The following is a 23,531-nucleotide window of genomic DNA, read 5'->3' as shown; positions in this document are numbered from 1 at the left end:
GGGGCAGGCCGTGTTGTCCGGAGTCCCGCACCACCATGCCCGGCAGCCGCGCGCGCAGCCGAGCCAGCAGGTCGGTGTTGAACGCGCCGCCGCCACAGACGATCAGTTCCTGTGTGGCCTGGGCATGGCGCTGCAGGTGGTCGGCAGCACAGGCGGCCGTGAACTCGCACAGCGTGGCCTGCACGTCCACCGGTGCGCAAGGCGGCCCGGCGTCGAGCCGGGCCTGCAGCCAGTCGGCATGGAAGAGGTCGCGCCCGGTGCTCTTGGGCGCAGGCGCAGCCAGCCAGGGTTCGGCCTGCAGCGCCTGGAGCAGCCAGGGCAGCACCCGGCCCTGGGCCGACCAGCGGCCTTGCGCGTCATACGGTTGTCCGAGATGGCGCTGGCACCACGCGTCCAGCAGCACATTGCCCGGACCACAGTCGAAGCCGCGCACCTCACCCTGCGGGCCGAGCAGGCTGAGGTTGGCGATGCCGCCCAGGTTGAGCACGGCCACCCAGGCGCCGGGCCGGGCGAAACAGGCGGCGTGGAAGGCCGGCACCAGCGGGGCACCCTGGCCCCCGGCGGCCACGTCGCGGCTGCGCAGGTCGGCCACCACGTCCAGGCCGCAGAGCTCGGCCAGCAAGGCGGCATTCAGGAGCTGCACGGTATAGCCATGCCCATCGAATTCGCCCGGCCGGTGCCGGACCGTCTGGCCATGGGCGCCGACGGCCCGCACGGCCCCGCGCAGCGATGCCGGCAGGGCATCGAGCAGCCGCCGCACCACGCCGGCATAGATCCTGGCCAGGGCGTTGGCGGCCAGCGCCGCACGGTGCAGTTCGTTGTCGCCGGGGCGGTTCAGGGCCAGCAGCTCCTCGCGCAAGGTCGCATCCAGCGGCTCGGCGACATGGGCGAGAACTTGCAGGGCTGGCGGCTCGCCGCGGCCGAAGCGCACGGCCACGCCATCCACCCCGTCCAGCGAGGTGCCTGACATCAGGCCGAGGACCACCTCGCCGGGCGCCGCCTCGTCGCTGGGGGCTGGCTCGGTCATTCAGCCTGGGCGAATTGCTGCTGAGAGGCCAGGGCGAGCTGGTTCCGCAAGGCCAGGGCCTGGGCCTGGAACTGCGTGCGCGAGGCCGGGGCGATCGAGAAGGCCTCGGAGCTGCGGGCCACGCGCAGCGGGTCCACATGCTGGCCGTTCTCGCGGATCTCGAAATGCAGATGCGGGCCGGTGGCCCAACCGGTGGCGCCCACGGCACCGATGTGCTGGCCCTGCTCGACGCGCTGGCCCTGGCGCACGTTGATGCGGCTCAGGTGGGCGTAGACGGTGACACGCCCGCCCGTGTGCCGGATGAAAATCACGTTGCCATAGCCGTTTTGCCAGCCGGCGAACTCGACCACGCCATCGGCCACGGTGCGCACCGGGGTGCCGGTGGGCGCGGCGTAATCCACCCCGAGGTGGCGGCGCCAGGTCTTCAAGATGGGGTGGAAGCGCATCGCGAAGCCCGAGGACACCCGCGAGAACTCCATCGGCGAGGCCAGAAAGGCGCGCCGCAGGCTCTCACCCTTGCGGTCGAAGTAGGCGGCCTTGCCCAGCACCGGATCGCGGAACCAGTAGGCCTCGTGCACCCGGCCGGCGTTGGTGAACTGGGCGGCCAGCACGCGCCCGGCCGCCTGGTTCCAAGTGATGGGCTCCCCATCGGCTTCGAGCGATTCGAAGATCACGGCGAAGAAGTCGCCGCGGCGCAGGTCGCGCCGGAAGTCGATCTCGTTGGCGAAGATCTCCGCCATTTGGATGGTGACGGTGTCGGGGATCTGCGAGGCCGCGGTGGCCGCCCACAGCGAGCTTTCGATCGTGCCGCTGCGCAGGGCCACCTGGCTGTTCAGTTCGGCCTGCTCGATGCGGGCTGCAAAGCTCTCGCCCGAGCGCTCGACCGTCAGGCGGGTGAAATGGGTGGCGTATTGCTCGGCCTTTTCGGCCGGGTAGCGGGCGATGAGCCGATGCAGCTCTCCCGAAGGGCCGACCTGGGCCTGTACCATCTTGCCCGCGCGGCCTTGCATCAGGCGGCGCGCGACGGGGTCGTTGCGCAGGAAGGCGGCCGCCTGGGCGTCCGTGACGTTCAGTCGGGCCAGCAGGGTGTCGACGGTGTCGGTGGCGCGGGTGAGGTCGTTGCGGGTGAGTTGCAGCTCGAACTCCCCCAGCGCTTCGAGCTGGGCCTGCCAGTCCGGCGGCTCGACCTGCTCGGCGATCAGGCGCTTGGGCAGATCGGCGGCATCGGGGGCGAGCGGCGCCACTCCGAAGGCGGTGATGGCCGTGCCGAACAGGGCGGCCAGCACGACACCGGCCAGCCCGCGATGATGACGATGCGCCCACGTGGCGGCGCGGCGCGCGTGGCGCTCCCAAGACTCCAACAACTTCACGGATCTTCTGACTGCTGAGGAGCGACACGCCGCGCCGGTCTCACCGGCCGGGGCCCCGCCCGCGAGTTGAACCCCCCTGGTCACCAGCGGAGGGCCTTTGCCGCTCCACTAGAATCCAAGGCGCCTGCCAGGGGCTGTTTTTAAAGCGTTGGAGTATATCAACCGCCTCTCGCGACAACCCTCTGAAATAACCCGTATGTCCACCTCTTCGGCTCAGTCTTCCGCTTCGGGCAGTCCTTCCTCGTCCACCTTGACACCGCGCTACCCCGTGACTGACAAAGTGCGCGAGGCGATGAACATCTCGTTACGCGGTTGCGAGGAATTGTTGCCGCAGGAAGACTGGCTGAACAAACTGGCCCGTTCTGAAGCAACTGGCGTGCCATTGCGCATCAAGCTCGGCCTGGACCCGACGGCGCCGGACATCCACCTGGGCCACACCGTGGTGCTGAACAAGATGCGCCAGCTCCAGGACCTGGGCCACACGGTGATCTTCCTGATCGGCGACTTCACCTCGATGATCGGCGACCCGTCCGGGCGCAACTCCACCCGTCCGCCGCTGACGGCCGAGCAGATCCGCGCCAATGCCGAGACCTACTACCGCCAGGCCAGCCTGGTGCTCGACCCGGAGAAGACCGAGATCCGCTACAACTCGGAGTGGAGCGATGCGCTCGGGGCGCGCGGCATGATCCAGTTGGCCGCCAAGTACACCGTGGCGCGCATGATGGAGCGCAACGACTTCCACGACCGCTTCAAGGCCGGCACGCCGATCTCGGTGCACGAGTTCCTCTACCCGCTGATGCAGGGCTACGACTCGGTGGCGCTCCGAAGCGACCTGGAGCTGGGCGGCACCGACCAGAAGTTCAACCTGCTGATGGGCCGCCACCTGCAGCAGGAGTATGGCCAGGAGCCGCAGTGCATCCTGACCATGCCGCTGCTCGAGGGCCTGGACGGCGTCGAGAAGATGTCCAAGTCCAAGGGCAACTACATTGGCATCACCGAACCGGCCAACGACATGTTCGGCAAGCTGATGTCGATCAGCGATACGCTGATGTGGAAGTACTTCACTTTGCTGAGTTTTCGCAGTGAGGCTGAGATCGCCGCGCTGAAAGCCGAGGTCGAAGCCGGTCGCAACCCCCGCGACGCCAAGGTGATGCTGGCCAAGGAGATCACCGCTCGGTTCCACAGTGCCGCCGCGGCCGATGCGGCCGAACAGGACTTTGTCAACCGGTCCAAGGGAGGGATTCCCGACGAGATGCCCGAGGTGCAGCTTGCCGGGGCGCCGCTGGGCATCGGGGCCCTGCTCAAGCAGGCGGGGCTGGCGCCATCCACGAGCGAGGCCTTGCGCCTGATCGAGCAGGGCGGCGTGCGCATCGACGGCGCCGTGGTGTCCGACAAGGCCCTGAAGGTCCAGCCGGGCCGCTTCGTCGTGCAGGTGGGCAAGCGCAAGTTCGCGCGCGTGACGCTCACCTGAGCCTGGCCGGTAGGCCGCTGTGATGAAGGTCGCCCGCTACCTGCAGTGGTCTGTCGCCGCGGCGGTGGTCACGATCGCGCTGAAGACGGCGGCTTGGTGGTTCACCGGGTCGGTGGGCCTGCTGTCCGATGCGATGGAGTCCTTCGTCAACCTGGCCGCGGCCGTCTTCGCGCTGGCGATGGTGACGATTGCTCACGCGCCGGCCGACGACGAACACCCCTTCGGTCATGGCAAGGCCGAGTACTTCTCCAGCGGCTTCGAGGGCCTGCTCATCCTGGGGGCGGCGCTGGCCATCATCTGGGCGGCGGTGCAGCGCCTGCTGGCTCCCGAACCCCTGGAAGCGCTGGGCCTGGGGGTGGTGCTGTCGGTGGTCAGTTCGTTGATCAACGGCGGCGTGGCCTGGATGCTGCTGCGCGCCGCGCGCGAGCACGACTCCATCGCGCTGGAGGCCGACGGCCGCCACCTGATGACCGATGTGTGGACCTCGATCGGCGTGGCCGGTGGGGTGCTGCTGGTGCCGGTGACCGGCTGGCTCTGGCTGGATCCGGTGCTGGCCATCGGGGTGGCACTGAACATCACGCGCGAGGCCTGGAGCCTGCTGCGCCGATCGATCGACGGGCTGATGGACCGGGCCTTGGGCGCATCCGAGCGGGCGGTGATTCAGAGGGTGCTGGCGGGGCTGGCCAGCGAGGAGATCCGCTTCGATCACCTGCGCACGCGGCGGGCGGCGCGCTACAAGTTCTGCGAGTTCCACATGCACGTGCCTGGGCGCTGGAGCCTGTCGCTGGCCGCGGCCCGGCGCTCCGAGGTCGAGCGCGCGCTGACCGATGCGGTGCCGGGCCTGAAGGTGACGATCGAGCTGCTGCCCCAGTCGGTGGAGCCGGTGGGGCTGCACGAGGCGGCGGCGAAGGAGACCTGATGCTGGCGTTGGTGCAGCGGGTGCGGCAAGCCCATGTGGAAGTGGCCGGCGAGGTGGTCGGTGCGATCGGCCGCGGCCTGCTGGTGCTGGTGTGCGCACAGCCCCAGGACACCGAGATCCAGGCAGCGCGCCTGGTGGACAAGCTGCTCAAGCTGCGCATCTTCGGCGACGAGGCCGGCAAGATGAACCGCAGCGTGGTGGACGTGGGCGGTGGCCTGCTGATCGTTTCTCAGTTCACCCTGGCCGCGGACGTGTCGGGCGGCAACCGGCCCAGCTTCACCGGGGCGGCGCCCGCCGGGCAGGGGCGGGCGCTGTACGAGCAGGTCCTGGCCTGCGCCCGCGCGCGCCACACCCCGGTGGCCGCCGGCGTCTTCGGTGCGGACATGCAGGTGCACCTCATCAACGATGGGCCGGTGACGATTCCGCTGACGGTGGGCTGACGAGGCGTCAAGTACAACGGCCCGCCGAGGCGGGCCGTGTGTTCAGGTCGCGAGGCCGTTCAGTCGGCGTACTGGCCGGCGGCTTTGATGACCGGGGTCCACTTGTTGATCTCGGACTCGACGAACTTCTTGTGCTCGGCCGGGTTGACGCGGTTGTCGGTGACGACCACGGCCCCCAGGGCGGCCTGGCGTTTGATGAATTCAGGATCCTTCAGCGCCTCCTTGAGCGCAGCGTTCAGCTTGTCGAGCACCGGCTTGGGCGTGCCTTTCGGAGCGTACAGGCCATGCCAGATGCTCACGTTGAAGCCCTTCAGGCCGGACTCGTCCAGCGTGGGCAGGTTGCGCAGCTCGGGCGTGTTCAGGCGTTGCAGCGAGGTGACGGCGTAGGCCTTGACCTTGCCGGCGGCGATTTGGGGGGTGGTGTTGGTGGTCTGGTCGCACATCAGATCGACCTGGCCGCCGATCAGGTCGGTCATGGCCGGGCCGGTGCCCTTGTAGGGCACGGTGGTCATGTCCACCTTGAGTTGCGACATGAAGAGCAGACCGCACAGGTGCGAGGCCGCGCCCAGGCCGGCGTTGGCCAGGTTGACCTTGCCTTTGTTCTCATTGATCCACTTGACCAGTTCGGCGTAGTTGTTGGGCGGCAGGTTGGGGCGGCCCAGCAGGGTCATCGGCACTTCGTTGATCAGGCCGAGGTATTCGAAGTCCTCCAGCGGCTTGAACTGCAGGTTGCGGTACAGGGCCGGCGAGGTGGAGATGCCGATGTGCCACAGCAGCAGGGTGTGGCCGTCCGGGTTGGCCTTGGCCACGCGGGTGCCGCCCAGCGTGCCGCCGGCACCTGCGACGTTCTCGACGATGATGTTGCCGCCCAAGGGCTTGCGCATTGCCTCGGCGAGGTCGCGTGCGACCTTGTCGGTCGGACCGCCTGCGGCAAAGGGCACCACGAAGGTGACGGGCTTGCTGCCGGGGAAGTCCTGGGCAGCGACGCCGCTCATGGCAAGGGCCGCGGTGGCGGCCAGCAACAGGCGTTTCATGGCTTGATCTCCTGGGTTGGCAAAAGGCGGAATCGTACAGCGAGGCATCGTAGGTCGGCGGCGCGCGCACGCCATGACGGAAACTACGTAAGCCGGGCTGCGGGATTGCCCTGGCCCCGTGCAGCACGACGGGTTCAATCGTACCGGCGCGCGTCCTCGATGACCTTGCCGTCGTTGGGCAGGCTGCCGGGGGGCACCACGACGACCTCCCCGCGCAGTTTGGTCACCTCGCGGATCGACTCGGCCACCCGATCGGCCAGCCCTTCGGGCGCCTGGGCGCATTCGACGTGCAGACGCATGCGGTCCTGGGCCATCTCGCCTTCCACGACCAGGCGCACCCGTCCCAGCTCGGGGTGTCGGCGGGCGATCTCTGCCACCTGGCCCGGGTGCACGAACATGCCGCGCACTTTGGTGGTCTGGTCGGCCCGCCCGAGCCAGCCCCGGATGCGGGTGTGGGTGCGGCCGGTGGGGCAGCGACCGGGCAGCACGGCCGAGAGGTCGCCGGTGCCGAAGCGGATCAGCGGGTAGTCGGGGTTGAGGGTGGTCACCACCACCTCACCGACCTCCCCGTCGGCCACGGGGTCGCCGGTGCCGGGGCGCACGATCTCGACGATGACGCCTTCGTCGAGCACCAGGCCTTCGCGTGCGGCGGTTTCGTACGCGATGAGCCCCAGGTCGGCCGTGGCATAACACTGGTAGCCCTCGATGCCCCGCTCACGCAGGTGCTCGCGCAAGGCCGCAGGGAAGGCCTCGCCGGATACGAGGGCCTTGCGCAGGCTGGGTAGGCTCAGGCCGGTCTCGCGTGCCCGGTCGAGCAGGATCTTCAGGAAGCTGGGGGTGCCGGTATAGCCTTGGGGGCGCAGCTCGGCCATGGCCTGCAACTGCAGTTCGGTGTGGCCCACTCCGCCGGGGAAGACCGTGCAGCCCAGGGCATGGGCGCCGGTCTCCATCATCGAACCGGCCGGGGTGAGGTGGTAGCTGAAGCTGCAGTGCACGAGGTCGCCGCGCCGGAAGCCCGCGGCAAACAGGGCGCGACCCATGCGCCAGTAGTCGGATGCCTCGCCCTCGGGTTCGTAGATGGGCCCGGGAGACTGGAACACCCGGCGCGCGCCGGCGCCGCCGGCCATGCCGCGCCAGCCGATGGTGGCAAAGCCGCCGAACGCATCGGCGCTGCGCTGGGCCTTCTGGCGTTCGAGCAGCTCGTGCTTGCGCGTCACGGGCAGCCGGGCCAGGGCTTCGCGGCTCGTCACCGCGCGGGCGTCGATGCCTTCGAGAATCTGGGCAAAGGCGGGTGACCGGGCCTGGGCATGGGCCACCTGGCGGGGCAGTGCCGCCATCAGCGCGGTCTCGCGCTCGGCCGGGTCGCGGGTCTCCAGCGCGTCAAAGAACTCGGGTGTGGCGCTCATTCCTCACTCCATCGGGCCAGGCGGCGCTTCACTTCGTCGATGAAGCTGCGCACCTCGGCGGCGTTCCTCAGTTGGCGCGTGTCCCATTGCGGGCTGCGCGCGGGCTTCCTGGCGATGCGCACCTGCAGGTGATCCGCCTGCGCACCGAGCTGCAGCACCGGCTGCCCCTGCAGCTCGAAGCCTTCGCCGCGCTCGAGCAGCGGCCGCAGCTCACGCAGGCTGCGCTTGAGTTGCACCAAAGCGGCATCGGGCTTGAAGGGCGGTGACGCAAAGAAGTCGTCGGCGCTCATATCGTCAGGCCAGCCAGCGCTTGCGGCGCTTGTAGCTCTTCACGTCGCGGAAGCTCTTGCGGTCGCCGCCGCCCATGCCGAGGTAGAACTCCTTGACGTCCTCGTTCTCGGCCAGGGCTTTGGCCTCGCCGTCCATCACGATGCGACCGTTTTCGAGGATGTAGCCGTAATCGGCATAGCGCAGCGCCATGTTGGTGTTCTGCTCGGCCAGCAGGAAGGTCGTGCCCTCCTTGGTGTTGAGGTCTTTCACGATCTCGAAGACCTCCTCGACGATCTGCGGTGCCAAGCCCATCGAGGGCTCGTCGAGCAGCACCATTTTCGGGTTGGCCATCAGCGCACGGCCGATCGCGCACATCTGCTGCTCGCCGCCGGAGGTGTAGGCGGCTTGCGAATGGCGGCGGGTCTTGAGCCGGGGGAAGTAGTTGTAGACCTTCTCCAGTGTGGCGTTGATCGCCGCTTTGCCGTCCTTGCGGGTGTAGGCGCCGGTCAGCAGGTTTTCCTCGATGGTGAGGTGGCCGAAGCAGTGCCGGCCTTCCATCACCTGGATCACGCCGCGCTCGACCATGTCGGCGGTGGTGAGTTTCTCGATGCGCTCACCGCGCAGCGTGATCGAGCCCTTGGTGACTTCGCCGCGCTCGCCCGCGAGCAAATTGCTCACCGCGCGCAGCGTGGTGGTCTTGCCCGCCCCGTTGCCGCCCAGCAGCGCAACGATGCGCCCTTCGGGCACCTGCAGCGACACGCCCTTGAGCACGAGGATCACGTGGTTGTAGATGACCTCGATGCCGTTGACGTTGAGTAGCGGTGTAGCCATGAGAGACGTCCTTATCGAGCACGCGCCGCGCAGCCGGCTGCGCCGGCCCGCCAGCGCGGCCCCCCGCAGGGGGCGCGCGTAGCGCGTAGGGGGTGGGTCAAGACTGGCAATCCGCGGGCGTGCGGCGCTGGAGCTTCTTCTCGGCGGCGTACTTGTCGGCCGCCGCCTTCACCATGGGCTTGAGGATCTGTTCGTCGGCCTGATACCAGTCGGAGGTGAAGTTCCACTTGGTGCCGTCCCAGGTGTGGATGCGTGCCCAGGCCGATCCCATGTGGTCGTTGCAGGACGTGCTGACCGGGCGCATCACGCCGGCAAAGCCCAGAGCGTCGAGCTTTTTCTGGTCGAGTGCCAGGTTCTCCAGGCCCCAGCGGACCTGCTCGCCGGTCATGACCTTGCCGCGGCCGTACTTCTCCTGGGCGCGCTTGACGCCTTCGACGGCCAGCATGGCCGAGATGAGCCCGCGCATGTAGAGCACCGAGCCCACCTCCTCGCGCGGGCCGGTGCCCTGGCCCTTGTCATGCACCATGGCAAGGATGTCCTTGACGACCTTGGCATTGGGCTCGGTGCCATGCTGCATCGCCAGGCCGTTGTAGCCTTTGGCTGCATCCCCCACGTCCTTCACATCGGGCTCGGCCGCGGCCCACCACACGCCATACATCTTGTCGCGCGGGTAGCCGGTGGCCACGGCCTCCTTCAGCGCGGTCGAGTTCATCACGCCCCAGCCCCACAGGAAGACGTAGTCCGGCCGTTGCTGGCGGATCTGCAGCCAGGCGGCCTTTTGTTCCACGCCCGGGTGGGTCACGGGGATGGTCATGAGCTCGAAGCCGTGCATCTTGGAGCGTTCCTGCAGCAGCGGGATGGGCTCCTTGCCATAGGGGCTGTCGTGGTAGACGAGCGCGATCTTCTTGCCGCGCAGCTTGTCCAGGCCGCCGAGCTGTTTGCCCACATGCTGCACCAGGATGTCGGCGGCCACCCAGTAGGTGCCCAGCAGCGGGAAGTTCCACTTGAAGACGCCGCCGTCCGCCGACTCGGAGCGACCGTATCCGGCCGTGATCAGCGGGATCTTGTCGACGGGGGCCTTCTCGGTCAGCGCGAAGGTGATGCCGGTGGACAGTGGCTGGAACACGGTGGCGCCACCGTTCTTTCCTTTGAGCCGCTCATAGCATTCGACACCACGATCGGTGGCGTAGCCGGTCTCGCATTCCTCCCAGCTCAGCTTCACACCGTTGAGGCCGCCTTGGGCGTTGACGAGCTTGAGGTAGTCGACATAGCCGTTGGCGAAGGGCACGCCGTTGGGGGCATAGGCGCCCGTGCGGTACACCAGCACGGGGAAGAACTGTTCCTTGGCCTGGGCCTGGGCCGCGGTGGTGGTGACCAGGGCGGCAGCACCGGCGGCTGCCAGGGTGGCGGCCAGAGCGAGCGACTTGAGTTTCATGCCTGTCTCCTAGGGGTGGATGCACTCGGGGTGCGTGTTGATGTTCGAGGAAGGGAACGTCCGGGGGGACTCAGTGCGGGAAAGGCCACAAGCGCAGCTTTTCCTTGCCGATGGACCACAGCCGTGCCAGGCCGTGAGGCTCGACGATCAGGAAGAAGACGATCAGGGCGCCGAAGATCATGAACTCCAAGTGCGAGGCCAGGGCCGTGGAGATCGGCACCCCGAGCCACAGCGGCACCTGGTTGAGCAAGATGGGCAGCACCACGATGAAGGCCGCACCGAAGAAACTGCCCATGATGGAGCCCAGGCCGCCGATGATGATCATGAACAGCAACTGGAAGGAGCGGTCGATGCTGAAGGCGGCCGGCTCCCAGGAGCTCAGGTGCACGAAGCCCCACAACGCGCCGGCCACCCCCACGATGAAGGAGCTCACCGCAAAGGCCGTGAGCTTGGCGTACACCGGCCGGATGCCGATGACGCTGGCGGCCACGTCCATGTCGCGGATGGCCATCCACTCGCGTCCGATCGCACTGCGCACCAGGTTCTTGGCCAGCAGCGCGAACACCACGACGAAGACCAGGCAGAACAGGTACTTCTCCATCGGGGTGTCGATGCGCCAGCCCAGCACTTCGAGGTTGGAGACCGACACCGACCCCGAGGCCGAGTGGTTGGTGAACCACTTGATGCGCAGGAAGGCCCAGTCGGCGAAGAACTGCGCCGCCAATGTGGCCACTGCCAGGTACAGGCCCTTGATGCGAAGTGAGGGGATGCCAAACAGCACACCCACCGCCGTGGCGCACACGCCGCCCATCAGCAGCGAGGCGATCAGCGGCATGCCCTCGATGCGGATCTGGAAGTTGTAGGCCGCATAGGCGCCCACCGCCATGAAGGCGCCGGTGCCCAGCGAGATCTGGCCGCAGTAGCCCACGAGGATGTTCAGGCCCAGGGCGGCCAGCGACAGGATCAGGAAGGGGATGAGGATGGCGCGAAAGAGGTATTCCGAGGCGAACGCCGGCACCACGAAGGCGGCAAAGAGAAGGATCAGGCCGATGGCGATGCGGTCCTGCCGGATCGGGAAGATGGCCAGGTCGGCCGCATAGCTGGTCTTGAACTGGCCGTTTTCACGGTAGAGCATCTGGTTCTCCTTCTCGCTCAGACGCGGTCGATGATCTTCTCGCCGAACAGCCCTTGGGGCCGGAACAGCAGGAAGACGAGGGCCAGCACGTAGGCGAACCAGATCTCGATGCCGCCGCCCAGCATCGGGCCGAGGTAGATCTCCGAGAGCTTCTCACCCACACCGATGATCAGCCCGCCGATGATGGCGCCGGGCACCGAGGTCAGGCCGCCCAGGATCACCACCGGCAGGGCCTTGAGTGCCACCAGCGACAGCGAGAACTGCACGCCCAGCTTGGAGCCCCAGATGATTCCAGCCACCAGGGCCACGAAGCCGGCCACGCTCCAGACAATGACCCAGATGCGCCCGAGCGGAATGCCGATCGACTGCGCGGCCTGGTGGTCGTCGGCCACCGCACGCAGGGCCCGTCCGGTGCCGGTCTTCTGGAAGAACAGCGTGAGCGCGATCACCAAGGCGGCGGCGATGCCCGCGGCGTAGAGATCCTCCTTGCCGATCAGCACGCCACCTTGGAAGGTGTTTTCGAAGAGGAAGAGCGGGTCCTTGGGCAGGCCGACGTCGATCTTGTAGATGTCCGATCCGAAGATCGTCTGGCCGGCGCCGTCGAGGAAGTAGGTGATGCCCAGCGTGGCCATCAGCAGCGTGATGCCTTCCTGATTGACGAGCTTGCCCAGCACCAGCTTCTCGATGAGCCAGGCCACGACCACCATCACCGCCATGGCCAGGATGAAGGCGCCGACGTTGGCAAACAGGCGGCTGTCGATCCCTGTCCATTGCGGGATCCATTCCGAGAAGCGCGCCATCGCCAGCGCCGCAAAGAGCACCATCGCGCCCTGGGCGAAGTTGAACACGCCCGAAGCCTTGAAGATGAGCACGAAGCCCAGGGCGATGAGCGAGTACAGCATGCCGGCCATCAGGCCGCCGAACAGGGTTTCGAGGAAGAATCCCATCGCAAGTCCTCAGTGGCTGGTGCCCAGGTAGGCGCGGATCACGTCTTCGTTGCGGCGCACCTCGTCGGGCGTGCCGTCGCCGATCTTCTTGCCGTAGTCGAGCACCACGACCCGGTCGGAGATGTCCATCACCACGCCCATGTCGTGCTCGATCAGCACGATGGTGGTGCCGAACTCGTCGTTCACGTCGAGGATGAAGCGGCACATGTCCTGCTTCTCCTCCACGTTCATGCCGGCCATTGGCTCGTCGAGCAGCAGCACCTGGGGCTCCATGGCCAGCGCGCGGCCGAGGTCCACGCGCTTTTGCAATCCGTAGGGCAGGCGCCCCACGGGCGTCTTGCGGTAAGCCTGGATTTCCAGGAAGTCGATGATGCGTTCGACGAATTCGCGGTGGGCGATCTCCTCACGCTCGGCCGGACCCCAGCGCAGGGCCTGCAGGAAGATGTTGCTCTTCATGCGCAGGTTGCGGCCCGTCATGATGTTGTCGAGCACGCTCATGCCCTTGAACAGGGCCAGGTTCTGGAAGGTGCGCGCCACCCCCATCTCGGCCACCTGGCGTGAGTTCATGTGCTTGAAGGTCTGGCCGCGGAAGACGATCGACCCTTGCTGGGGCTGGTAGACGCCGTTGATGCAGTTGAGCATCGAACTCTTGCCCGCGCCGTTGGGGCCGATGATGGCGCGGATCTCGTGCTCACGCACGTTGAAGCTGATGTCGGTGAGCGCCTTGACGCCGCCGAAGCTCAGCGAGATGTTGCGCACATCCAGGATCACGTCGCCGATCTTGCGGCCGGCCACGGGAGGAGCCGCATCGTTGGCGGCCGGAAGGTCATCGCCCACCGGCAGGGGGGCGCGCAGAGCAGTGGCAGTGGTCATCAGGCAGCCCTCTTCACGGCAGGGTAGGTCTTGGTGTCGACGATGCGCAGGTCGGCGCTGACGACGCCCGTGCGGCCGTCCTCGAACTTGACCTGGGTCTCGATGTACTGCGAGGTCTTGCCACCGTACAGCGCGTCGACCAGGACGCCATACTTTTCGGCGATGTAGCTGCGGCGCACCTTGCGGGTGCGGGTGAGCTCGCCGTCGTCGGCGTCGAGTTCCTTGTGCAGGATGAGGAAGCGGCTGATCTGGCTGCCCGCGAGCTTGTCGTCCTGGGCGAGGTCGGCGTTGACCTTCTCGACGCATTCACGGATGAGCTCGTAGACCTCGGGTTTCTGAGCCAGGTCGGTGTAGCCCGCATAGGGCAGGTTGCGCTTTTCGGCCCAGTTGCCCACGGCCTCGAAGTCGATGTTGATGAAGGCGCACACCTTGTCGCGCTTGTCGCCGAAGGCCACCGCCTCCTTGATGTGGGGGAAGAACTTGAGCTTGTTCTCGATGTACTTGGGTGCGAACATCGAGCCATCGGCCATGCGGCCCACGTCCTTGGCACGGTCGATGATCTTCAGGTGGCCGCTGGCGTCGAGGAAGCCGGCGTCGCCGCTGCGGTACCAGCCGTCGACCGTCTTGACCTCGGCGGTAGCCTGGGGGTTCTTGTAGTACTCCTTGAGCAAGCCGGGTGAACGGATGAGGATCTCGCCGTTGGCATCGAGCTTGATCTCCACGCCCTCGATGGGCACGCCCACGGTGTCGGCCTTGACCTCGTGGTCGGGTTGCAGGCAGACGAACACGGCGGTTTCGGTGGAGCCGTAGAGCTGCTTGAGGTTGATGCCGATGGAGCGGTAGAAGGTGAAGAGGTCTGGGCCGATGGCCTCGCCGGCGGTGTAGGCCACGCGGATGCGACTCATCCCGAGGTTGTTGCGCAGCGGTCCGTAGACGAACAGGTCTCCAAGGGCATAGGCCAGACGCTCGCCCAGCGACAGGGGTTTGCCGTCCATGCGGGCCGGGCCTACGCGGCGCGCCACGTCCATGAAGTGGTGGAAGAGCCAGCGCTTGAAGCGCCCGGCGTCCTCCATGCGGATCATCACGCTGGTGAGCAGGCCTTCGAAGATGCGTGGCGGCGCGAAGTAGTAGGTGGGGCCGATCTCCTTGAGGTCGATCATCACGGTGGAGGCCGACTCGGGGCAGTTCACCACGTAGCCGCACACGAGCCACTGCGCATAGCTGAAGCAGTTCTGGCCGATCCAGGCCGGCGGCAGGTAAGCGAGCACCTCCTCGTGCTCGGTGAGCCGGTCGAACTTCGCGCCGGCCAGAGCCCGGTCGATCAGCGCGTGGTGCGTGTGGACCACGCCCTTGGGGTTGCCGGTGGTGCCCGAGGTGAAGAACATCGCGGCGACGTCGTCGGAACGGGCTTTGTCCACCTCGGCCTGGAAGAAGCCGGGATGCTGGGCGTCGAAGACGCGGCCGGCTTCGATGAGGGCATCGAGGCTGTTCAGACCACTTTCGCGGTAGTTGCGCAGGCCGCGTGGGTCGTCGTACCAGATGCGTGCGAGCCGGGGGCACTGTGGGCGCACTTCCAGCAGCTTGTCGACCTGCTCCTGGTCCTCGACGACGGCGAAGGCCACCTCGGCGTTGTTGAGGGGATAGACGAATTCGGCGGCCACCGCGTCCTGGTACAGCGGGACGGGAACGGCGCCCAGTGACTGCGCGGCCAGCATCGTGGCGTACAGGCGGGGGCGGTTCTCGCCCACCACCACGAGGTGCTCGCCGCGTCGCAAGCCTGCCTGGGCCAGGCCGCCGGCCAGATGCCGCACGAGCGTGGCCAGCTCGGCCCAGCTCATCGTCTGCCAGATGCCGTATTCCTTTTCGCGCAGGGCCGGGGCGCCCGGTCGGCGCGCCGCGTGCTCGAGCATGAGCTTCGGAAAGGTGGTCTGCACCGTCGTCTCCTGGTGGGGCCGGCGCTTGCCGGCTCATCGCATGCCAGGGATGCTAGGAAGATGTTTGACGTCGTGTTGTCGTTCTGACGACAATCCTAGGGTCGCCCCCCTGGGGAATAACCCGTGTCCGTTGCCGTGTCCAAGGACCTGCCGCCTGCCGGTGCTCTGCTGCGCCGAGCCCGCTCGCCCAGTGATGCCGAACTGGCCGACGTGCCCTGGCTGGCGCATCTCGACGACGGCGACCGCGCGCTGGCGGCCGCCCGGATCCAGGTGGTGCGGGCCGAACCGGGGGAGCTGGTGTGCCGCATCGGGCGTGCGCCCACCTATTGGTTCGGTGTGATCGCTGGCTTGCTCAAGATGAGCAATGATTCCTCGGCCGGCACGCCCATCACCTTTACCGGCCTGCCGCCGGGTGCCTGGTTCGGCGAGGGCACGCTGCTCAAGCGCGAGCCCTACCGCTACAACGTGCAGGCCCTGCGGGCCAGTCTGGTGGCAGGGCTGGACATCGAAACCTTCCACTGGCTGCTGGACAACAGCATTCCTTTCAACCGCTTCGTGATGCGCCAGCTCAACGAACGTCTGGGCCAGTTCATCGCCGCGCGCGAGATCGACCGCATGAACGACCCGGATGCCCGTGTGGCGCGCAGCCTGGCGGCGCTCTTCCATCCCGTGCTCTATCCCGGCGTGGGTACCTTGCTGCGCATCACCCAGCAGGAGCTGGGGGCGCTGGTGGGACTGTCGCGCCAGCGGGTCAACGAGGCGCTGCACGTGCTGCAGGATCAGGGTCTGATCCGCATCGAGTATGGCGGCGTGCGCGTGCTCGACCTGCAGGGTCTGCAGCGGCAGGTCTTCCGCGCGCTGCAGGAGTGATGGCGCTTTAGCGCATCATGCCGAGGTGATGCAGGAAGAACTCGCGCACCGTCTTGCGATGGAATCGGTGCCACTGCCAGGCGCCGGCGGCGATCAGCCCGATGGCGCCCAGTTCGAGCAGGTGATTGAGCTTCAGGCCGGCCAGGCCCCACCCGAGCCATTCGTCGATGTGATGGAAGGTGGCGGCGCGGATCACGATGAAAGCCAGCAGCAGGACCAGCCCGAGCGCGCTGAGGCGGTAGCCTTGCCACTGCCGGCGCCATTGGCGCCACAGTAGCACCGAGACGCCGGCCGCTCCGCAGGCCAGCACCACGATGAAACCAGCCTGCACGATGCGCCGCTGCGCGTACCAGCCCTGGGCGAGGGCCAGGTCGCGCCCGAGCTGGGTGAACCAGGTTTGCAGATCGAGCTGCTTGTTCAGCGCCAGCAGCGCCATCAGGGCCGCCACGACGGCCCAGTAGAGCCACGGCAGCCGGGTGCGGCGCGCCGCCAGCAGGTTCACCACGGCCAGCGAGGCCGTGCCCAGGTAGGCCAGCACGGTCAGCCAGCCCATCACGGTGGGGTCGCCGATGCCGGGCGTCCAGCGGCCCGTGGCCGGCTCGACGACGGCCAAGGCCGGGCTGCCGGCCAGGGCCAGCAGCCACAGCATTGATCGAAGGGCAGAAGGAACCACCCCGCCATTTTGGCCGCGGGTCCAGGCCCGACAACCCCGCGGCACAGGGGGTCACATGTTGCGACGGTACTGCCCGCCCACTTCGAACAGCGCGTGGGTGATCTGGCCCAGCGAGCAGCAGCGCACCGCGTCCATCAACACCTCGAAGACGTTGCGGTTGTCGATCACGGCCTGCTTCAGGCGCTCGAGCATGGCCGGCGCCTCGTGGGCGTGACGTGCATGGAAGTCGGCCAGCCGCGCCAGCTGCGACTGCTTCTCCTCCTCGGTCGAGCGCGCCAGCTCCAGCGCTTCGGGAATGGGGTCACCATGCGGGTTGCGGAAGGTGTTCACGCCGATGATGGGCAGCTCGCCGGTGTGCTTGAGCATCTCGTAGTGCAGCGATTCCTCCTGGATCTTGCTGCGCTGGTAGCCGGTCTCCATCGCGCCCAGCACGCCGCCGCGCTCGGCGATCTTCTCGAACTCGGCCAGCACGGCCTCTTCTACCAGTTCGGTCAGCTCCTCGATGATGAAGGCGCCCTGGTTGGGGTTCTCGTTCTTCGCCAGCCCCCACTCGCGGTTGATGATGAGCTGGATGGCCATGGCCCGGCGCACCGATTCCTCGGTGGGGGTGGTGATGGCTTCGTCGTAGGCGTTGGTGTGCAGGCTGTTGCAGTTGTCGTAGATGGCAATGAGCGCCTGCAGCGTGGTGCGGATGTCGTTGAAGGCGATCTCCTGCGCGTGCAGGCTGCGGCCGCTGGTCTGGATGTGGTACTCGAGTTTCTGGCTGCGCTCGTTGGCGCCGTACTTCTCCTTCATCGCCACGGCCCAGATGCGCCGGGCCACCCGGCCCAGCACGGTGTACTCCGGGTCCATGCCATTGCTGAAGAAGAAGGACAGGTTGGGCGCGAAGTCGTCGATGTGCATGCCACGCGCCAGGTAGGCTTCCACAAAGGTGAAGCCGTTGGCCAGCGTGAAGGCGAGCTGGCTGATCGGGTTGGCGCCGGCTTCGGCGATGTGATAGCCGCTGATGGACACCGAGTAGAAGTTGCGCACCTTGTGGTGCACGAAGTACTCCTGGATGTCGCCCATGACCTTCAGGCTGAACTCGGTGGAGAAGATGCAGGTGTTCTGGCCCTGGTCTTCCTTCAGGATGTCGGCTTGCACGGTGCCGCGCACGTTCTCCAGCACCCACTCTCGGATCTTCTGGGCTTCGTCGTCGGTGGGCTCGCGGCCGTTGTCGGCGCGGAACTTGTCGAGCTGCTGGTCGATGGCGGTGTTCATGAACATCGCCAGGATGGTGGGGGCCGGCCCGTTGATGGTCATCGACACGCTGGTGTGGGGCGAGCACAGGTCGAAGCCGCTGTAGAGCACCTTCATGTCGTCCAGCGTGGCGACGGACACGCCCGAGTTGCCCACCTTGCCGTAGATGTCCGGGCGCGGGTCGGGATCGGCGCCGTAGAGCGTGACCGAGTCGAAGGCCGTGGACAGACGCTTGGCCGGCATGCCTTCGGACAGCAGCTTGAAGCGCCGGTTGGTGCGTGCCGGGTCTCCCTCGCCGGCGAACATGCGGGTGGGGTCCTCGCCCTCGCGCTTGAAGGCAAACACACCGGCGGTGTAGGGGAAGGAGCCGGGCACGTTCTCCAGCATCAGCCACTTCAGGCGTTCGCCATGATCCTCGAAGCGGGGCAGGGCGACCTTGCGGATCTTGTTGCCCGACAGCGTGGTGTGCACGAGCGAGGTGCGGATCTCCTTGTCGCGGATCTTCACGACGTACTCGTCGCCCGCGTAGGCCTGCTGCATCTGCGGCCACTGGGCCAACAGTTTCTTCGCCGTCGGCTCGAGCTGGGCCTCGCGCCGCTGCGCCTGCTCGAGCAGGGCTTCCACAGCCTTGTTCTTCTCCGGGATGGCCTCCTTGAGCATGCGTGCCGATTCGCGCAACTGCTGGATCTCGCGCGCCAGGGCCGACTGCTTGCGCGCCCGAGCCTTGTAGCCGCGCACCGTGTCGGCGATCTCGGCCAGGTAGCGGGTGCGCGCAGGCGGCACGATGGGGTTCTGGTGGGTGCTGTGGCGGGTCGAGACCGTCGGCAGCCGGCCCTCCTTCACCGGCAGGCCCAGCTCGGCCAGCCGCTGGCGCAGCGCCTGGTACAGCGCGGTCACGCCGTCGTCGTTGAAGCGGCTGGCCATGGTGCCGAAGACGGGCATGTCCTCGGGGCGCTGGCCGAAGGCCTCGCGGTTGCGCTGCACCTGCTTGGCCACGTCGCGCAGGGCGTCCAGCGCCCCCTTGCGGTCGAACTTGTTGATCGCCACGAACTCGGCGAAGTCGAGCATGTCGATCTTCTCGAGCTGGCTGGCCGCGCCGAACTCCGGCGTCATCACGTACATGGGCACGTCCACGTGCGGCACGATGGCCGCATCGCCCTGGCCGATGCCGGAGGTCTCGACGATCACCAGGTCGAAGCCGGCGACCTTGCAGGCGGCCACCACGTCGGGCAGGGCCTGGCTGATCTCGCTGCCGGCCTCGCGCGTGGCCAGGCTGCGCATGTACACGCGCGGGCCCTGCTGCCACGGGCCGATCGCGTTCATGCGGATGCGGTCGCCCAGCAGCGCGCCGCCGCTCTTGCGCCGAGACGGGTCGATGCTGATGACCGCGATGCGAAGCTGGTCGTCCTGGTCCAGGCGCAAGCGGCGGATGAGTTCGTCGGTGAGGCTGGATTTGCCCGCCCCGCCGGTGCCGGTGATGCCCAGCACCGGGATGCGCGCCTGCGCCGCGCGCTGATGCACAGCCTCGCGCAGCGCGGCAGGGACTGTGCCGGCCTCCAGCGCCGTGATGAGCCGGGCCAGCGCGCGCCAGGCCCGGTCATCATGGCCCTCCAGCGCGGACAGCTCGCGCGGGGCGTGCACTGAAAGATCCTGGTCGGCGCGCATCAGCATCTCGCCGATCATGCCCTGCAGCCCCATGCGCTGGCCGTCCTCGGGGCTGTAGATGCGCGCCACGCCGTAGTCCTGCAGTTCGCGGATCTCGGTCGGCACGATCACGCCGCCGCCGCCGCCGAAAACCTGGATGTGCTCGCCCCCGCGCTGGCGCAGCAGGTCCACCATGTACTTGAAGTACTCGACATGCCCGCCCTGGTAGGAGCTGATCGCGATGCCGTGGGCGTCTTCCTGCAAGGCGGCGGTCACCACCTCGTCCACCGAGCGGTTGTGACCCAGGTGGATCACCTCGGCCCCCATGCTCATCAGGATGCGCCGCATGATGTTGATCGAGGCGTCGTGGCCGTCGAAGAGCGAGGCGGCGGTGACGAAACGCACCTTGTGGGTCGGACGGTACGCGGCCAGGGCCTGGTATTCGGCGGAAAGGTCGGTCATCTCGGGACAGCCTGTGGGTTGGACGGGGTGGGGCTCGAATTGACGTTTACGTCAACGTCAATCATGCCATCAAAGTCTGGCAGACCGGCCCCCTGAAGCCGCCGGCCTATGGATAACCCTAGGTTTCAGTCGATCCGGATGCTCTTCGGGTCGAAGTCGGGTCGCGGGTAGCGCAGGTCCAGGCCCTGGAGCACGTCGCGGATCAGCGTGGCGACCATCAGATTGCGGTGGGTCTTGGAATCGGCGGGGACCACCGTCCATGGCGCCCAGGGGGTGGCGGTGGCGGCCAGGGCGGCCTCGTAGGCCCGCTGGTAGTCGTTCCAGCGGGCGCGGGCGTGCAGGTCGCGCGGGTCGAACTTCCAGTGCTTGCGGTCGTCGTCCAGGCGGGCCTGCAGGCGCTCCTTTTGCTCGTCCTTCGAGATGTGCAGCATGCACTTGACGATGACGGTGCCGGTCTCGGCCAGCATGCGCTCGAAGTCGCAGAGGTGGCGGTAGCGGCGTTGCGTCTCGTCCTCATCGATCCAGCCTTCGACCACCGGCACCAGCACGTCCTCGTAGTGGCTGCGGTTGAAGATCACGATCTCGCCGGCGCGTGGCACGCGCTGGTGCACGCGCCAGAGGTAGTCGTAGGCCAGTTCGGTGCTGTTGGGCGCCTTGAAGGCCACGGTGTGCACACCCAGCGGGCTCATGCGGCCGAACACGCTGCGCACCGTGCCGTCCTTGCCGCTGGTGTCCATGCCCTGCAACACCACCAGCAGCTTGTGACGCCCGTCCGCATAGAAATGCTCCTGCAGCAGGTCGAGCTCCTCGGCCAATTGCTCCACGCGCTCCCGGTCACCGTTCTTCGGGCCGTTGGCAAAGGGTTTGTCCGCCGCAGACAGCCGCTCCAGATGCACCGGTGCTCGCCCGTCGCGGCCGTCGGCCTGGTGGAAATGCCAGCCTTCGAAGCGCGGATCCTTCAGGACCGGGAAGCGGGGCGGGGCCATGATGTCTCCTGTGGGGCGCACGCCCGGCGCCCATCGCACCCATAATGCCACCCCATGAGCTTCCTCGCCATCGACATCGGCAACACGCGCCTGAAGTGGGCCGTCTACGACGCCATGCACCCCGGCGCGCGCCTGCTGGCGCATGGGGCGGTGTTCATCGAGAACATCGACACCCTGGCCGAGGACGAGTGGAAGGACCTGGCCGCGCCTGAGGCGATGATCGGCTGCTGCGTGGCCAGCGATGCGGTGCGTCGCCGCGTCGAAGAGCAGATCGAGGAGCTGTGGGACTTCCCCCCGGTGTGGGTGGTCGCCAGCAGCCAGGAGGACGAGGTCATCAACGGCTACGACCATCCGTCGCGCCTGGGCGCGGACCGGTGGGTTGCGATGATCGGGGCGCGCTGGCACCTGCTCAACGGCGGTCGGCCGCGTCCGGCGCTGGTGGTGATGGTGGGCACGGCCGTGACCGTCGATGCGCTGGATGCGAGCGGCCACTTCCTTGGAGGCCTCATCCTGCCCGGCCACGGCATCATGCTGCGCGCGCTGGAAAGCGGCACGGCGGGCCTGCGCGTGCCCACCGGGGAGGTGCGCGACTTCCCCACCAACACCAGCGATGCACTGACCACCGGCGGCACCTTCGCGATCGCCGGGGCGATCGACCGGATGTACCACAACCTCACCGAGCGCTGCGGCGAGCCGCCTTCGTGCTGGCTGACCGGGGGGGCGGGATGGAAGATGGCCCCCCACCTGGGCCAGGAATTCGAGCTGGTCGAGACGCTGATCTTCGACGGCCTGCTGCACATCGCGCATCGACGCGCGCAAGCCAAGCGGGCGCTCTGAGCCTGCCGCTTCACACTGCTTGATTCGGAAGACGGTTACTCAGAGGATGTAGCGCGAGAGATCCTCGTCTTTCGCCAGCTCGGCCAGCCGGGCGTCCACGTAGGCGGCGTCGATCGTGACGGTCTGGCCTTCGAGCCGGCTGGCCTCGAAGGAGACTTCGTCGAGGAGCTTTTCGAGCACGGTGGACAGGCGGCGCGCACCGATGTTTTCGGTGCGGTCGTTCACCTCGTAGGCGATCTGCGCGATGCGGCGAATGCCCTCGGGCGTGAACTCCAGTGTCACGCCCTCGGTGGCGAGCAGGGCCTGGTACTGGCGCGTCAGGTTGGCATGGGTCTGCGTCAGAATGGCCTCAAAGTCCTCCACCGACAGGGGCCCCAGTTCGACGCGGATCGGGAAGCGCCCCTGCAGCTCGGGGATGAGATCGCTGGGCTTGCTGAGGTGGAAGGCGCCCGAGGCGATGAAGAGGATGTGGTCGGTCTTGACCATCCCGTACTTGGTGTTGACGGTCGTGCCCTCCACCAGCGGCAGCAGGTCGCGCTGCACGCCCTGGCGCGACACGTCGGCACCGCCCACGTCCGAGCGCGAGGCCACCTTGTCGATCTCGTCGATGAAGACGATGCCGTTCTGCTCGGCATTGGCCAGCGCGCGGGTGCGGATCTCGTCCTCGTTGATCAGTTTGGCGGCTTCCTCGTCCACCAGCAGCTTCAGCGCCTCGGCGATTCTGAGCTTGCGGGTCTTGCGCTTGGCCGCGCCGAACTGCGAGAACAGGCCGCGCAACTGCTCGGTCATCTCCTCCATGCCCGGTGGGCCCATGATCTCCAGCGCGGGGCGGGGGTCAGCCACCTCGATTTCGATTTCCTTGTCGTCGAGCTGACCTTCGCGCAGGCGCTTGCGCATGGTCTGACGCGCGGGGCTGTCGGGGGTCGAGGCGGGGGCCAGGCCGAAGTCGCTGCGCGGCGCAGGCACCAGCACGTCCAGGATGCGCTCCTCGGCGGCATCCTCGGCGCGCGAGCGCAGCTTGCGCATCTCGGCCTCGCGCGTTTGCTTGACCGACATGTCCACCAAGTCGCGGATGATGGAGTCCACGTCCTTGCCCACATAGCCCACCTCGGTGAACTTGGTGGCCTCCACCTTGATGAAGGGCGCATCGGCCAGGCGGGCCAGGCGGCGCGCGATCTCGGTCTTGCCCACGCCGGTGGGGCCGATCATCAGGATGTTCTTGGGCGTGATCTCGGGGCGCAGCTTCTCATCCACCTGCTGGCGGCGCCAGCGGTTGCGCAGCGCGATGGCCACCGAGCGTTTGGCCTGCTGCTGGCCGATGATGTGGCGGTCGAGTTCGGAGACGATCTCCTGGGGCGTCATGGCGCTCATCCCAGCACCTCGATCGTGTGGTGGTGGTTGGTGTAGATGCACAGGTCGCCGGCGATCTCGAGCGACTTCTTGACGATCTCGGGCGCGGCCAGCTCGGTGTGCTCCAGCAGGGCACGGGCGGCCGCCTGGGCGTAGGCGCCGCCCGAGCCGATGGCGATGATGCCGTGCTCGGGTTCCAGCACGTCGCCATTGCCGGTGATGATCAGCGAGGTCTCGCGGTCGGCCACGGCGAGCATGGCTTCCAGGCGGCGCAGCACGCGGTCGGTGCGCCAGTCCTTGGTGAGCTCGATGGCGGCGCGCACGAGGTGGCCTTGGTGCTTCTCCAGCTTGGCCTCGAAGCGTTCGAAGAGCGTGAAG

21 protein-coding genes are annotated in these 23,531 nt (G+C 67.4%); 5 read left to right on the top strand and 16 right to left on the bottom strand.

The window, feature by feature from the left end:
- The coding region (locus ACK42S_RS05510; protein ID WP_409704310.1) for an anhydro-N-acetylmuramic acid kinase at positions 1-1,027 on the bottom strand (1,027 nt) is incomplete at its 3' end.
- Positions 1,024-2,397 carry a M23 family metallopeptidase gene (locus ACK42S_RS05505; protein ID WP_409704308.1) on the bottom strand — a complete coding sequence of 458 codons (1,374 nt, stop codon included), beginning with the start codon at positions 2,395-2,397 and terminating at the stop codon, positions 1,024-1,026. The genes ACK42S_RS05505 and ACK42S_RS05510, both read right to left, overlap by 4 nt.
- 292 nt (positions 2,398-2,689) lie before the next feature.
- Between ACK42S_RS05505 and tyrS the strand changes: the two genes are divergently transcribed.
- From tyrS to dtd, 3 genes are read left to right on the top strand one after another with little or no spacing between them, the layout of a single operon-like run.
- The gene (tyrS, locus tag ACK42S_RS05500) at positions 2,690-3,868 is read left to right on the top strand and encodes a tyrosine--tRNA ligase (RefSeq protein WP_409704314.1); all 1,179 of its coding nucleotides are present in this window, start codon (positions 2,690-2,692) and stop codon (positions 3,866-3,868) included.
- Between the two features lie 22 nt (positions 3,869-3,890).
- Entirely contained in the window at positions 3,891-4,787 is an 897-nt protein-coding gene (locus ACK42S_RS05495; protein WP_409704306.1) for a cation diffusion facilitator family transporter, read from the top strand.
- A complete protein-coding gene (dtd, locus tag ACK42S_RS05490; RefSeq protein WP_409704304.1) occupies positions 4,787-5,227 on the top strand; it encodes a D-aminoacyl-tRNA deacylase in 441 nt (146 codons plus the stop codon). The genes ACK42S_RS05495 and dtd overlap by 1 nt, the downstream gene beginning before the upstream one ends.
- Positions 5,228-5,286: 59 nt before the next feature.
- Here dtd and ACK42S_RS05485 read toward each other — a convergent pair whose 3' ends face one another.
- The 9 genes from ACK42S_RS05485 to ACK42S_RS05445 all read right to left on the bottom strand — a co-directional run bounded on the left by ACK42S_RS05485 (position 5,287) and on the right by ACK42S_RS05445 (position 15,092).
- Positions 5,287-6,261, bottom strand: coding sequence for a tripartite tricarboxylate transporter substrate binding protein BugD (locus ACK42S_RS05485; protein ID WP_409704302.1), 975 nt, complete (start codon positions 6,259-6,261; stop codon positions 5,287-5,289).
- 134 nt (positions 6,262-6,395) lie between these two features.
- Positions 6,396-7,667 (bottom strand): phenylacetate--CoA ligase family protein, encoded by a 1,272-nt coding sequence (locus ACK42S_RS05480; protein ID WP_409704300.1) that lies wholly within the window; start codon positions 7,665-7,667, stop codon positions 6,396-6,398.
- Positions 7,664-7,957, bottom strand: a complete 294-nt coding sequence (locus tag ACK42S_RS05475) for a hypothetical protein (protein WP_409704298.1) — start codon at positions 7,955-7,957, stop codon at positions 7,664-7,666. Before ACK42S_RS05475 ends, ACK42S_RS05480 begins: the two co-directional genes overlap by 4 nt.
- 4 nt (positions 7,958-7,961) lie before the next feature.
- Positions 7,962-8,768: an ABC transporter ATP-binding protein gene (locus ACK42S_RS05470; RefSeq protein WP_409704296.1), complete on the bottom strand. Its 807-nt coding sequence runs from the start codon at positions 8,766-8,768 to the stop codon at positions 7,962-7,964.
- Positions 8,769-8,865: 97 nt separating this feature from the next.
- The gene (locus ACK42S_RS05465) at positions 8,866-10,203 is read right to left on the bottom strand and encodes an ABC transporter substrate-binding protein (RefSeq protein ID WP_409704294.1); all 1,338 of its coding nucleotides are present in this window, start codon (positions 10,201-10,203) and stop codon (positions 8,866-8,868) included.
- A 70-nt stretch (positions 10,204-10,273) separates the two neighbouring features.
- A complete protein-coding gene (locus tag ACK42S_RS05460; RefSeq protein WP_409704291.1) occupies positions 10,274-11,338 on the bottom strand; it encodes a branched-chain amino acid ABC transporter permease in 1,065 nt (354 codons plus the stop codon).
- 17 nt (positions 11,339-11,355) lie between these two features.
- Positions 11,356-12,285, bottom strand: a complete 930-nt coding sequence (locus tag ACK42S_RS05455) for a branched-chain amino acid ABC transporter permease (RefSeq protein ID WP_409704289.1) — start codon at positions 12,283-12,285, stop codon at positions 11,356-11,358.
- Between the two features lie 9 nt (positions 12,286-12,294).
- Complete coding sequence (locus ACK42S_RS05450) at positions 12,295-13,080, bottom strand: ABC transporter ATP-binding protein (RefSeq protein ID WP_409704312.1); 786 nt, start codon at positions 13,078-13,080, stop codon at positions 12,295-12,297.
- 77 nt (positions 13,081-13,157) lie between these two features.
- Entirely contained in the window at positions 13,158-15,092 is a 1,935-nt protein-coding gene (locus ACK42S_RS05445; RefSeq protein WP_409704287.1) for an AMP-dependent synthetase/ligase, read from the bottom strand.
- A 123-nt stretch (positions 15,093-15,215) separates the two neighbouring features.
- Between ACK42S_RS05445 and ACK42S_RS05440 the strand changes: the two genes are divergently transcribed.
- The gene (locus ACK42S_RS05440; protein ID WP_409704285.1) at positions 15,216-15,962 is read left to right on the top strand and encodes a Crp/Fnr family transcriptional regulator; all 747 of its coding nucleotides are present in this window, start codon (positions 15,216-15,218) and stop codon (positions 15,960-15,962) included.
- A 7-nt stretch (positions 15,963-15,969) separates the two neighbouring features.
- Here ACK42S_RS05440 and ACK42S_RS05435 read toward each other — a convergent pair whose 3' ends face one another.
- The 3 genes from ACK42S_RS05435 to ACK42S_RS05425 form a co-directional block, all read right to left on the bottom strand.
- Entirely contained in the window at positions 15,970-16,611 is a 642-nt protein-coding gene (locus ACK42S_RS05435; RefSeq protein ID WP_409704283.1) for a hypothetical protein, read from the bottom strand.
- Positions 16,612-16,686: 75 nt separating this feature from the next.
- Complete coding sequence (icmF, locus tag ACK42S_RS05430) at positions 16,687-19,980, bottom strand: fused isobutyryl-CoA mutase/GTPase IcmF (protein ID WP_409704281.1); 3,294 nt, start codon at positions 19,978-19,980, stop codon at positions 16,687-16,689.
- A 125-nt stretch (positions 19,981-20,105) separates the two neighbouring features.
- Positions 20,106-20,966 carry a PPK2 family polyphosphate kinase gene (locus tag ACK42S_RS05425; RefSeq protein WP_409704279.1) on the bottom strand — a complete coding sequence of 287 codons (861 nt, stop codon included), beginning with the start codon at positions 20,964-20,966 and terminating at the stop codon, positions 20,106-20,108.
- Positions 20,967-21,020: 54 nt separating this feature from the next.
- Here ACK42S_RS05425 and ACK42S_RS05420 point away from each other — a divergent pair, with 54 nt between their 5' ends.
- The gene (locus tag ACK42S_RS05420) at positions 21,021-21,803 is read left to right on the top strand and encodes a type III pantothenate kinase (protein WP_409704277.1); all 783 of its coding nucleotides are present in this window, start codon (positions 21,021-21,023) and stop codon (positions 21,801-21,803) included.
- Between the two features lie 39 nt (positions 21,804-21,842).
- Here the strand turns inward: ACK42S_RS05420 and hslU are convergent, their stop codons facing one another.
- Entirely contained in the window at positions 21,843-23,174 is a 1,332-nt protein-coding gene (gene hslU, locus ACK42S_RS05415; protein WP_409704275.1) for an ATP-dependent protease ATPase subunit HslU, read from the bottom strand.
- On the bottom strand, positions 23,171-23,531 hold a 361-nt coding region (gene hslV / locus ACK42S_RS05410; RefSeq protein ID WP_409704273.1), incomplete at its 5' end, for an ATP-dependent protease subunit HslV. The genes hslV and hslU, both read right to left, overlap by 4 nt.

The organism is Caldimonas sp. (assembly GCF_046289365.1).
Lineage (GTDB): Bacteria > Pseudomonadota > Gammaproteobacteria > Burkholderiales > Burkholderiaceae_C > Caldimonas.
The sequence above is the reverse complement of the archived record's forward strand: the minus strand, read 5'-3'. Positions and strand labels throughout refer to the sequence as shown.